The sequence below is a fragment of the Idiomarina sp. Sol25 genome (assembly GCF_033052775.1).
Taxonomy (GTDB): domain Bacteria; phylum Pseudomonadota; class Gammaproteobacteria; order Enterobacterales; family Alteromonadaceae; genus Idiomarina.
Window position 1 is genome coordinate 1 of record NZ_JAUPEW010000006.1, and the last position, 12,113, is coordinate 12,113.

At 47.1% G+C, this 12,113-nt stretch carries 13 protein-coding genes; 1 reads left to right on the top strand and 12 read right to left on the bottom strand.

The genetic code is table 11. The features are described 5' to 3' along the window. Nucleotides 1-118: 118 nt before the first annotated feature. The 4 genes from pssA to rluD form a co-directional block, all read right to left on the bottom strand. Entirely contained in the window at nucleotides 119-946 is an 828-nt protein-coding gene (gene pssA, locus Q5L94_RS09585; protein ID WP_317498217.1) for a CDP-diacylglycerol--serine O-phosphatidyltransferase, read from the bottom strand. A gap of 88 nt (nucleotides 947-1,034) precedes the next feature. After that, nucleotides 1,035-3,608, bottom strand: a complete 2,574-nt coding sequence (gene clpB, locus Q5L94_RS09590) for an ATP-dependent chaperone ClpB (protein WP_317498218.1) — start codon at nucleotides 3,606-3,608, stop codon at nucleotides 1,035-1,037. Between the two features lie 72 nt (nucleotides 3,609-3,680). After that, nucleotides 3,681-4,394 carry a peptidoglycan editing factor PgeF gene (gene pgeF / locus Q5L94_RS09595; RefSeq protein WP_317498219.1) on the bottom strand — a complete coding sequence of 238 codons (714 nt, stop codon included), beginning with the start codon at nucleotides 4,392-4,394 and terminating at the stop codon, nucleotides 3,681-3,683. Further along, nucleotides 4,372-5,340 carry a 23S rRNA pseudouridine(1911/1915/1917) synthase RluD gene (gene rluD, locus Q5L94_RS09600; protein ID WP_317498220.1) on the bottom strand — a complete coding sequence of 323 codons (969 nt, stop codon included), beginning with the start codon at nucleotides 5,338-5,340 and terminating at the stop codon, nucleotides 4,372-4,374. The genes pgeF and rluD overlap by 23 nt, the downstream gene beginning before the upstream one ends. 111 nt (nucleotides 5,341-5,451) lie before the next feature. On the opposite strand from rluD, the gene Q5L94_RS09605 reads away from it, so the two are divergent. Further along, complete coding sequence (locus Q5L94_RS09605) at nucleotides 5,452-6,222, top strand: outer membrane protein assembly factor BamD (RefSeq protein ID WP_317498221.1); 771 nt, start codon at nucleotides 5,452-5,454, stop codon at nucleotides 6,220-6,222. A gap of 26 nt (nucleotides 6,223-6,248) precedes the next feature. Here the strand turns inward: Q5L94_RS09605 and glnB are convergent, their stop codons facing one another. The 8 genes from glnB to fliN form a co-directional block, all read right to left on the bottom strand. Next, nucleotides 6,249-6,587 (bottom strand): nitrogen regulatory protein P-II, encoded by a 339-nt coding sequence (gene glnB / locus Q5L94_RS09610; protein ID WP_317498222.1) that lies wholly within the window; start codon nucleotides 6,585-6,587, stop codon nucleotides 6,249-6,251. 11 nt (nucleotides 6,588-6,598) lie between these two features. Then, on the bottom strand, nucleotides 6,599-8,230 hold the full coding sequence (locus Q5L94_RS09615; RefSeq protein WP_317498223.1) for an NAD+ synthase: 1,632 nt from the start codon (nucleotides 8,228-8,230) through the stop codon (nucleotides 6,599-6,601). Nucleotides 8,231-8,345: 115 nt separating this feature from the next. Then, nucleotides 8,346-9,473, bottom strand: coding sequence for a flagellar biosynthesis protein FlhB (flhB, locus tag Q5L94_RS09620; protein WP_317498224.1), 1,128 nt, complete (start codon nucleotides 9,471-9,473; stop codon nucleotides 8,346-8,348). Between the two features lie 30 nt (nucleotides 9,474-9,503). After that, nucleotides 9,504-10,289 (bottom strand): flagellar biosynthetic protein FliR, encoded by a 786-nt coding sequence (gene fliR, locus Q5L94_RS09625; protein WP_317498225.1) that lies wholly within the window; start codon nucleotides 10,287-10,289, stop codon nucleotides 9,504-9,506. Then, the gene (fliQ, locus tag Q5L94_RS09630) at nucleotides 10,289-10,558 is read right to left on the bottom strand and encodes a flagellar biosynthesis protein FliQ (protein WP_011234440.1); all 270 of its coding nucleotides are present in this window, start codon (nucleotides 10,556-10,558) and stop codon (nucleotides 10,289-10,291) included. Before fliQ ends, fliR begins: the two co-directional genes overlap by 1 nt. A gap of 8 nt (nucleotides 10,559-10,566) precedes the next feature. After that, the gene (gene fliP / locus Q5L94_RS09635) at nucleotides 10,567-11,313 is read right to left on the bottom strand and encodes a flagellar type III secretion system pore protein FliP (RefSeq protein ID WP_317498226.1); all 747 of its coding nucleotides are present in this window, start codon (nucleotides 11,311-11,313) and stop codon (nucleotides 10,567-10,569) included. After that, entirely contained in the window at nucleotides 11,310-11,675 is a 366-nt protein-coding gene (gene fliO, locus Q5L94_RS09640; RefSeq protein ID WP_317498227.1) for a flagellar biosynthetic protein FliO, read from the bottom strand. The genes fliP and fliO overlap by 4 nt, the downstream gene beginning before the upstream one ends. Beyond that, nucleotides 11,635-12,090 carry a flagellar motor switch protein FliN gene (gene fliN / locus Q5L94_RS09645; protein WP_317498228.1) on the bottom strand — a complete coding sequence of 152 codons (456 nt, stop codon included), beginning with the start codon at nucleotides 12,088-12,090 and terminating at the stop codon, nucleotides 11,635-11,637. Before fliN ends, fliO begins: the two co-directional genes overlap by 41 nt. Nucleotides 12,091-12,113 lie beyond the last annotated feature (23 nt).

The following is a 12,113-nucleotide window of genomic DNA, read 5'->3' on the forward strand; positions in this document are numbered from 1 at the left end:
ATACGCTTTGCAGATAACTCATGACAACGGCGGCGAATTATAGTGATCTCTCTGAGCCTTGCAAGATCTTTTTTGAACCTTTTTTATCGTTTGCTCAGAACTTCACCAACTTGCTAGTTTAATCTTCTTTCTCAGCCTTTTCTGCTTCTTTTTTAGTCTCTTTATTGTCATTAAAGTCTGCGTCATCTTCGTCATCGTCACCAACAACATGACCCAACTTCAACTTCTTCACATTCTTAATGGTCAATACCGGACCTGACAAGGCATATAAAAAGAATATAGAGAACAACACTAATGATGGTTGTGTCGCGACAATCACGAAAGCTAATACAATGACTAGTATAACTAAAAATGAAACTTTGCCTTTCCAGTCAACGTCTTTAAAAGAGTGGTAACGGAAGTTGGTTACCATCAATAGACCCGCGCAAATGGTTATAACGGCAGCGAAGCCGCCCATGTCACTACCTTCTACACCGTACTCAGCCCCTACCCAAACTAGGCCAGCAACAATAGCTGCGGCACTGGGGATTGCCAGGCCCTGAAAGAAGTTTTTATCAGATGAGCCGAGGTTAGTGTTAAACCGCGCCAACCGTAATGCGCCACCAGCCACAAAAATAAAGGCCGCTAGCCAACCTATTTTTCCAAGATCAGCCAGGGCGTAGTTATACATGACCAAAGCAGGCGCCATACCAAAAGATACAATATCGGCCATACTGTCGAACTCAGCACCGAAATCGCTCTCCGTATTGGTCATTCTTGCAACTCGGCCATCCAGCCCATCAAAAACCATTGCAATAAAAATTGCGACTGCCGCTTCAATAAAGCGATCGTTCATTGACGCGACTATGGCATAAAAGCCTGAAAACAAGCCTGCAGTCGTAAACAAGTTTGGCAGTAAATAGATACCGCGGCTCTTACCATTGGTATTTGAGCTGTCATTACTCATGTATAAAACACTCTTTAGTCACTAAATAGAAAGTCGTCAGGTTATCACATTAGGGCTTCGAACAGGAAATACCCGAAGCCCTGTGTGGTTATTGCGTGATCACTAACCGCTCATTTTCAACACTTACTTTGATCGGTTTAGCAGGCTCAAGTTCCCCTGACAAGATTTTTTGCGCTAAGGGATTCTCCAGCTCGTGCTGAATAGCACGTTTCAGAGGCCGCGCGCCAAAGACAGGATCGAATCCCGTTCTTGCCAGATGAGATAAAGCATCATCATCCAATTCTAACTGATACTCTTTGTCTTCCAGACGCTTATAAAGAAGCTGCAACTGAAATTCAGCAATAGACCGTATTTCACTTTCTCCAAGAGGATGGAAAACAACGGTTTCATCCACACGGTTAATGAACTCTGGACGGAAATGATGCGCCAGCACTTCCATTACCTCGGCCTTCATCTGCTCATAAGTATGCTCTTTGGCATGTTCCTGAATTAAATCGGAGCCAAGGTTAGAGGTCATAATAATAACGGTGTTTTTAAAATCGACCGTGCGCCCCTGCCCATCGGTTAAGCGGCCATCGTCCAATACCTGGAGTAAGATATTAAAGACATCCGGGTGAGCCTTCTCAATTTCGTCGAGCAAAATTACCGAATAGGGTTTACGTCGCACCGCTTCGGTTAAGTAGCCACCTTCTTCGTAGCCAACATAGCCAGGAGGCGCCCCAACAAGACGGGCAACCGAATGCTTCTCCATGAATTCGGACATATCAATACGTACCATCGCATGGTCAGTATCAAACATGAAGTTCGCCAAGGCTTTAGAAAGCTCAGTTTTCCCCACACCGGTTGGACCAAGGAATAAGAATGAACCTATAGGACGATTCGGATCGCCAAGTCCGGCCCGTGAGCGACGAATAGCATTGGAAACCGCATCGACGGCCTCGTTTTGACCCACTACACGACTGTGGATTTGCTCTTCCATCTGTAACAGCTTTTCACGCTCGCCTTCGAGCATTCTGTTAACCGGAATACCCGTCCACCGTGACAATACGTCAGCAATTTCTTCTTCAGTCACACGATTTTTCAGCAAGCTCATATCCTGCATTTCAGCTTGCAACGCTAAATCCAGCTGTCGTTCCAGTTCAGGAATCCGGCCGTACTGAAGTTCAGACATCCGGTTTAAGTCGCCGGCGCGGCGGGCAATATCCATATCCGTACGAGCTTGTTCTAACTGCGCTTTAATATGCTGGGTGCCTTGTACTGCGGCTTTTTCAGTATTCCAGACCTCTTCCAGTTCTTCATACTTGCGTTCCTGCTCGTCTAGCTCGTCGTGCAGAATTTCCAAGCGTTTTTTGCTAGCATCATCCTTTTCTTTCTGCAACGCCTGACGTTCAAGCTTCAATTGAATAATGCGGCGCTCCAGACGATCCAAATCCTCCGGCTTAGAGTCAATTTGCATACGAATACTTGATGCCGCCTCGTCAATTAAGTCGATGGCTTTATCCGGCAGTTTACGATCACTGATATATCTATGCGATAAAGACGCTGCCGCAACAATAGCCGGATCGGTAATTTCTACAGAGTGGTGCAGCTCATAGCGCTCCTTCAAACCACGCAAAATAGCTATGGTGTCTTCCACATTCGGTTCTTCCACAAGAACTTTCTGGAAGCGTCGTTCCAGCGCCGCATCTTTCTCAATATACTGACGATACTCGTCGAGCGTAGTAGCGCCAACACAGTGCAGCTCGCCTCGAGCCAGAGCCGGCTTCAACATATTACCGGCATCCATTGCGCCATCGGCCTTGCCGGCGCCCACCATGGTGTGCATCTCGTCTATAAACAAAACGATGCGGCCTTCTTCTTTAGAAAGCTCGGTCAATACGGCTTTGAGTCGCTCTTCAAACTCACCACGGAATTTCGCGCCCGCTAATAAAGCGCCTAAGTCCAGAGACAATACCCGTTTATGCTTTAAGCCCTCGGGCACCTCACCGTTAACAATGCGTTGTGCCAGGCCTTCAACAATGGCGGTTTTACCAACACCCGGCTCACCAATAAGAACTGGATTATTTTTCGTGCGGCGCTGCAATACCTGAATAGTCCGGCGAATTTCTTCATCACGACCAATAACAGGGTCAAGCTTGCCCTGCTCTGCGCGTTCGGTTAAATCAATGGTGTATTTGTCCAGAGCCTGGCGTTTATCTTCGGCATTAGGGTCATCCACTTTTTCGCCATCGCGAATATCGTTAATGGCTTTTTCCAGCGCTTCGCGTTTTATGCCCTGCTGACGGAAAATATCGCCCAACTTGCCCTTGTCTTCAGCCGCAGCCAATAAAAACAGCTCAGACGAAATGTACGAATCATTTCGTTTCTGCGCGTATTTATCACATAAATTCAGCAACTGAGCTGTGTTCTGCGATAACTGAACGTCACCACCGGTGCCTTCAACCTGAGGTAAAGCGTCCAGGGCTTTCGACAAGTTTGCTCTGAACTGGGGAATGTCCACGCCCAACATGGTAAATAAAGGGCGAACTGAGCCACCGTTTTGATCCAACAGCGCCTGCATTAAATGGACGGGTTCTATGAATTGATGATCACGTCCCAGAGCAATTGACTGAGCATCAGCAATTGCCATCTGAAACTTACTGGTAAATTTATCGTGTCGCATTGGTACTTCCTCACTTAATTCTTTCGTTAAGTTAAATGTGGGTACTTTTTGCGCATTTTCAAGTGATTAAAATTAATTTCGCCAAATAATTGACGCAAATCTTGCTGCTGCTTTTTCTTTACGCCACGAGTACCAGTTTGTGTTATTGCCGACGGTGCATTCAGCGCTTTTGGTAATATCCATAACTCCTGAGCGCGAACATTCATCCGCTGCAATTGAGGCTAAATCGGCTAACCATTTACCAGAGTGAGAAAGAAAGTATTTCGTATTAGACGAGTGGCGTGCAACAAATGCATCTCTTACGTCATCTCCCACTTCAAAAGCCGAAGCGCCGATAGACGGTCCTATCCAAATGCGAATGTTAGCCGCCGGGGTTTTAAAACTTGCCAATGCATTTTGTAATACCCCGCAGACTAAACCTCGCCAGCCTGCGTGCACTGCTGCAATTTCGTTTCCGTCATCTGAACAACAAAGAACAGGCAGACAGTCTGCGGTTAAAACTGCACAGACACTCTGGGGTAAATCGCTGTAGGCCGCATCAGCCACTGCGGACTTAAAAGGCCAGCGCAATACCCCGTTGGTATGTTGTTGCTGCAACCAGGTAACCGCGGTTGGTAATTTGAGTGAGCGCTGCAACAGCCGGCGACGCAGCAGGACAGCGGCAGGATCGTCTCCGACATGCACAGCCAGGTTGCCAAAACCTCTGGTGGTCACTGCCGCATGAACATTCGGCGGCAGCTCCCAGTCAGGAACGATAATGCCGTCAGGCTGACTTGAAACGTTCATGATCAACGCGCAGTTCTTCAATCAAATATTGAAAATCGGTTGGCCGCGGAACATTAAACTCCAGCCAGTCACCGGTAATTGGATGATGCAAGCCCAGTGATGCCGCATGTAACGCCTGACGGTTAAACCCTCGCAAGGTTTGCAACAGACGATCTTCAGCCTGTTTGGGCGGACGCGGACGACCACCGTAGGTTAAATCACCGACCAAGGGGTGACGAATATGCGCCATATGCACACGAATCTGGTGAGTACGGCCTGATTCTAAACGCAGACGAAGTAATGTATGCGCTCTGTAACGATCGAGCACACGATAATGCGTGACTGCCGCTTTCCCCGACTGTACCACAGCCATATGCGTGCGTTTTGTCGGATGCCGACCGATAGGCTGATCAACCATGCCACCGGCTGTCATCACGCCATTACAGACCGCTTCATACTCGCGAGTAATATCACGGTCCTGCATCATTGAGACTAGCTGCGTCTGTGCTGGCACATTACGCGCAACAACCATCAACCCGGTTGTGTCTTTATCTAAGCGGTGAATGATGCCCGCCCGCGGCACTAAATCGAGCTGTGGATCGTAATGTAACAAACCATTCAGCAAGGTTCTGTCTGGTGCTCCTGCACCGGGGTGGACAACTAAGCCCGCAGGTTTGTTAATGACCAAAATGTCGTCATCTTCATAAACGATGTCCAGTTCCACCGGCTGTGCTTCGTGCCGCTCTTCGCCTTCAATTTCTGCGTCCACGGCAACTAAAGCACCGGCAACCACTTTTTCTCGCGGCTTTTTGATGACTTTTGTGTCAATGGTCACTTTTCCATCAGTTATCCAGCTTTTTAAACGTGACCTTGAGTAGTCAGGGAACAACTCTGCAAGTGCCTGGTCTAATCTTTTTCCAGCCAGAGACTCGGTAACAATGGCTTCTAATTCAATGCTTTTGTTCATATATTGGGTTTCGACTGTCAAAGCCTTTACGGCTGCGTTAGAATGCAAGAATATGCTAGTGTAACGGTTTGCCGGTGCAGCGCCAAAAAAATAAAGGGAATCCTTCATAATATGTTTAGTAATAAGTTAAGCCGAAGCCTCGTTTTATCATCGGTTCTGGGATTAATGTTAGCGGGTTGTTCAAGCCAGTCAGAAGATGAGCAAGTTGCGAAAACCCAAATTGAAGCTATGTATGACCAGGCTCAGGAGAGCATGGCAAATGGTAATTTGAATTTGGCGCAGGAGCAATTGTCCAGTCTGAACAAGCGCTACCCTTTTGGTCCTTTTGCTCATCAAATTCAGTTAGACCTTATTTATCTGCATTATAAACTCGATAATACAGACGAAGCTTTAGCTGCAATTGACCGCTTTATCAGCCTGAACCCAAATCATAAAGATGTCGATTACGCACTTTACATGCGCGGACTGGTTAATCAACGCGCTGAACACAATGCCATACATGACTTGGCTGGTGTTGACCGCTCTGACCGTGACTCGTCTATGGCGGAAGAAGCGTTTAAAGATTTTGCTGAGCTAGTTCGTAAGTACCCGAAAAGCGAGTACGCCGCAGATGCAAAAAAACGTTTAATTGCATTGAAAAGCCGTTTAGCTAAAAAAGAACTGGCTATCGCACAATACTATATGGAACGTCAGGCTTACTTAGCTGCAGCTAACCGGGGCCGATATGTATTAGAGCACTTTTCAGATACACCTGAAGTAGAGAATGCTTTAGCGATAATGGCGGAAAGTTATGACCAACTGGAACTGCCTGAACTGCGCGAAGACGCAATGAAGGTGCTGAGAGCAAACTTTCCAGAGAATCAGTTAGTCTCAGCCCGCTAATTGCTTACAACGAATGGCGCGGTAACTTATACCGCGTCTTCGTTTTCCTCTCCGGTACGAATACGAATCACACGTTCAATTTCGGTAATAAAAATTTTCCCATCACCAATTTTTCCGGTTTGAGCGGTTTCCATAATGGCTTCAATGCAACGCTCAACGTCGCTATCCGCAACCACAACTTCCAGTTTCACCTTTGGTAAAAAGTCGACCATGTACTCCGCGCCACGATAAAGTTCGGTATGGCCTTTCTGACGACCAAAGCCTTTTACCTCTGACACAGTCATACCGGCAATGCCGACTTCCGACAGCGCTTCGCGCACGTCGTCCAACTTAAACGGCTTAATAATGGCTTCAACTTTTTTCATCAGTATTTGTCCTATTGACCTTGTCGCTGTAATTCATGGCGATAGTGACTGGTAATAGGGTAACGACGATCTTTACCAAAGTTACGAGGCGTCACTTTAGGCCCGACCGCAGATTGGCGACGCTTGTACTCATTCAAGTCGACCAGGCGAACAACCCGGCGCACGTCTTCCTCTGCAAATCCGGCCGCGATAATATCGGTTACCGACCAGTCTCTCTCTACATACAATGCCAGAATGCGATCTAAATCGCTATAGTCTGGCAGGGAATCAGAATCCACTTGATCTGGTGCGAGTTCAGCAGAAGGCGGTCTGTCTATAACCCTTTGAGGTATACAGGCCCCCCGCGTATTGCGAAACTCAGCCAATTGATAAACCAGCAATTTGGGAATGTCTTTAATAGGTGCAAAACCGCCGCACATATCACCATATAAGGTTGCGTAACCCACCGCCATTTCGCTTTTATTGCCAGTGGCCAGCACCAGCGAACCTGTCTTATTCGATAAAGCCATAAGCAATACACCACGGCAGCGGGACTGCAGGTTTTCTTCGGTGGTATCGGTTTCAGTCTCGCCGAATAATGGTCCCAACTGAGTCATAAACTCATTAAACATGGGCTCAATTGGCACAACGTCGTAGCGAACACCTAAGGTATCGGCTTGTTTCTCTGCGTCTTCCAGACTCATATCTGAAGTATAGCGAAACGGCATCATAACCGCGTGAACCTTATCGGCTCCAAGCGCGTCACTTGCTATTGCCAAAGTTAATGCCGAATCAATTCCACCTGACAAACCTAAAGCTACACCAGAGAAACCATTCTTAGTCACATAGTCACGGACAGCCAGTACCAAAGCGTCGTAAACATGAGCCAGATCATTCTGTTCAGCTTTCGCCTCGAGACCGGCACAACGGATACACTTGTCTTCGTAAGTTACCGTTGCCGTGGTCGTTTCACAGTGGGGTAACTCGGCAATTAACTCACCTTCGGCATCTAAAATCAGCGAATGGCCATCAAACACCAACTCATCCTGCGCACCGCAATTATTCAAATACAAAATGGGTTTACCGGCTTCTGCCACACGCTGTTTCAACACACCTAAACGTTGTTCGTGTTTGTTTAACTCATACGGAGAGGCATTAATTGAAAGCACCAGATCAATATCATCGTCCAGTAATTGTCGTAGTGGTTGCGGATGCCACAAGTCTTCACAAATTTGTAAACCAATGCGCACGCCCTGCCATTCAAACACCTGACTTTGATGGCCCGGAATAAAGTAGCGTTGTTCATCAAAAACGCCGTAATTGGGCAGGCGCTGTTTAAAATAGCGATGCAGACATTCCCCCCGGTGTAGCACGGACATTGCGTTGAACAGCTCTCCGCCAACGGCCTGAGGGTGGCCGACAATAACCACACAATCTGAAGCTGCTGCGCTGATTTGCTCTACCGCGTTGTCCACCGCCTGATGTAAGTCATCGCGGAATAATAAGTCTTCCGGCGGATAACCGGTAATAGCCAACTCAGGGAACACAATAATGTCATGTTGCTCACCCTGCTCTCGCAGCGTCTTCAAAATTAGGGCGGTGTTGTTGTGAATGGCACCAACGGTAAAGTCCAGCTGTGCCAGGCACAAAGAAAGTTTAGCCATAACTGCTTAGTCCAAATTTGCCACTGCCGATATCGGCACGAATGGTGGCGAATGATATAGCAGCCCGTCTTAACGCGCAAATTATGCGAGTCTACTGTCGTTGTAATCAGGCTGGTTAGTAACGTAAATCGTCCGGAATATCTTTATCCATAGGTGGCTTTCTCGGACGTTTAGCTTGTCCTTTCTTAAACATTCGTAATTGATATACGTACGCAAGAATCTGTGCCACAGCCACGAACAGGCCTTTCGGAATTTCTTTTTCCAGCTCGGTGGTGTGATAAATTGAGCGGGCAAGCCCGGGCGAAGCAACCAGCGGAATGTCATATTCCAGAGCAATTTCACGAATTTTTGCAGCGGTTTCATCGGTTCCTTTAGCGAGCAGAACCGGAGCCTGTACGCCACCATCATCGTATTTTAACGCGACAGCGTAGTGCGTCGGGTTGGTTACCACAACATCAGCTTTCGGGACTTCCTGCATCATTCGGCGGTTGGCCATTTCCATCTGCAGACGACGAATGCGGCCTTTAACTTCCGGGCTCCCTTCCGTGTCCTTGTGTTCGTCTTTAACTTCCTGCTTACTCATTTTTAAGTCTTTATTGTGCTTCCATAACTGGAAGGGAGCATCAATAACGACAATTAGGAATATCGATAAACACAACAGCAGGAACATCCATAGAAGTGTGTCCAGCGCATTGCCAATCATGTTCGGCATTTGCCCCATGGACATTTGCAGAATATCGACAAACTGCCACTTCAACAGAAAATAGGCCGAAACTGCTACCACCATAAACTTCGCTATGGCTTTTACGAGCTCCACCAATGCCTGAACACCAAACATTCGCTTAAATCCGTTAAGCGGACTCATGCGGTTAAATTTAGGTGCCATCGCCTGAGCGGAAAAATTAATGCCCCCCAGCCAGCTGTTTCCCAAAAAAGTGAAAACGACGATAAAGGCAAAAATCGTCAGCATGGGCCATAAGATTTCGCCAAAAGCAATGGCAAAGGCTTCATAGATTTTGCTGGTATCGAAGGCTTGTTGTCTGTCGATGGTGAACATAATTTCAAAAACGTTACGTACCCCTTGGTACAACGCACCGCCGAACCAGAAAAACGACACTGCGGCACTCACCAATACAAAGCCTGTCCCCATTTCTTTCGAACGAGCAATTTGCCCTTTTTCCCTGGCCTGCTGTTTTCGTCGCTCCGTGGGGTCTTCTGTACGTTCCTGATCAGTCTCAGCCATACTTATTGCCCTTTGTCAGAGACAGTCTGTTTAAGCACATTGGCTGCCTAGTATTTCGCACATGGTTTGCACAACCCGCGCCCATTGGTTTTCGAAGTGAAAAATAAAGCCGCCCATAGTCAGCCACACAACCACCAACCCACTGACCATGGTAATGGGAAAACCAATAGCAAAAATATTCAGCTGCGGAGCTGCACGGGTCATAACCCCAAAACTTAAGTTAATGAGCAGTAGCGCAATAATACCCGAAAGCATTGCAGCTAAAGCAGCCGAGAACATGTAAACGCCCCACTCTGCAACTGCAAATAAAGCGTCAGCATCCAATCCAGTCATTCCAACAGGTATTGCGTCAAAGCTGGCAACAACCATATGAATCATTAATAAATGCCCGTCGAATGCAAGAAAAACCAGACTGGCTAACATTAGAAAGAACTGCGCAATGACCGGGACTTGCTGGCCATTAGTGGGGTCGACCATAGAGGCAAAACCCAGACCAATCTGCATGGCTATAATTTGGCCACCCAGAACAAATGTTTGCAGAAACAAAATGGAAAGTAACCCTAAGGCAACCCCAATAACGATTTGCTGTGCTGTAACTAAAAATCCGCCAACTGACATCATTTCAACACCGGTATTAATCTCTGGCAAAGCTGGTGAAACCGCAAAAATAATAGCCAGAGACAGGAAAATTTTAACGCGAGAGTTAACGATGGTGCCGGAAAACAGCGCCATACTCATGATCATTGATGACACCCGTGTTAGCGGCCACAGGTGTTGTTCCAACCACTCGAGCAGAACAGAAGTCACCAGATCCATTAGCCGACCACTTCAGGTATCCGGTTAAACATCTCGATAGTGAAGTCCATTACGGTTTCAGTCAGAAAGTGTCCGCCAAGACCAATAACGGCAAGAGTGACGAGTAAGCGTGGCAGAAAGCTTAAAGTTTGTTCGTTGATAGAGGTAGCGGCCTGGAAAACGGCAACGACCAGACCCACTAAAAGTCCGGGAATGATAATAAACGCCACCATTATCACTATGGTCTTCAGAGCTTCCTGAAAAATGTCGAGAAACATTTCCGGTGACATATTGCCTCCTAAACCCCGAAACTTCCGGCCAGGGTACTCATGGTTAAACTCCAGCCATCAACCAGCACAAACAACATGAGTTTAAACGGCAGCGATACAATCATTGGCGACAGCATCATCATACCCATGGCCATGAGAACACTGGCGACCACCAAATCAATAATCAAAAACGGAATAAACAGCATGAAACCGATTTGAAAAGCAGTTTTTAACTCAGAGGTTATAAATGACGGAATAAGCACGGACATGGGCACGTCCTCTGGTTCTTCCACACCTTCGGTTCCGGAAATTTCGACAAAAGTTTCTAAATCGGTTAAGCGTGTTTGCGCCAACATAAAGGCTTTTATCGGCGCTTTCGCTCTGTCGAGCGCCTCCATCGATTGGATTTCTTCGTTTAAATAAGGCTGCAAAGCTTTGTCGTTAATTTCGTTTAGCACCGGTGTCATTATGAAAAAGCTTAAAAACAGCGCAATACCCAAAAGCACCTGATTAGAAGGCGACTGTTGCAGACCAATCGCCTGACGCAAAATAGCCAAAACAATAATAATTCGGGTAAATGAGGTCATCATAATGACCATAGCGGGAATGAAGGTCAGCGCCGTCATTATCGCCAGAATTTGCAGCGTTACAGAGTACTCTTCGCTACCATCAGGGTTTGTCTTCACTGTAACCGCGGTAAGATCCTGCCAGGCAAACGCCTGCTCAGGCAGCAAACACAAAACGGCTAAAATACAAAGCAGCAACCAGCGGTTCATTGTTCTTGTTTTCCTTCCAGGTTGATATCGCCTGGCAGTTCTTTCAGGCAGTCTATGCGTTGCTGGGTAACACCAAGTAATAACTTCTGTCCCCCAACTTCAACAATGACCAGACGCTCTTTCGTTCCTAACGAGACACTACTCAGTACCTTCATACCAGAAGTGCCCTGAAACTTGAGGTTAAAGCGTTTTAACAGCGAAGCCAAAATCACAATGACCGCCAAAACGGCAAAAAGCGCCAAAACCATGGCGCCTATATCATTGCCTGAAACAATGCCAGCTTTCTCTTCCGCCTTGGCAGCAGAGGGCAGCAGCACCAAACTAGCGAAGCTTACGAATACGTTCAATCTGACTAATAACATCGGTTAAGCGTATCCCGAATTTATCATTAACAACAACCACCTCACCATGTGCCACCAAGGTCCCGTTAACCAGTACGTCCAATGGTTCACCAGCCACGCGTTCCAGTTCAACGACGGAGCCTTGATTGAGCTGCAGCAAATTACGAATACTGATTTGGCTGCGCCCTACCTCCATTGAAATGGTTACCGGAATATCAAGAATAGCGTCCAGTTTGCGCTTTTCTTCCTCAGTTACTGGCTCATCTTCACTCAACTCTTCGAGTTCAGCGGTCTGCACGTCATCCATACCTGAGTGGCTGGAGGACTTCCCTGACCCTTTACTAGCTTCTGGTTCGCTACTCTCTTCATCTTCAGCAGCTTCCTGTTCAGCCATTGCTGCTTCCCAGTCATCCATATCTTTATCATCGTTACTCATGTTGCAACCTCACTTTCTCCAGC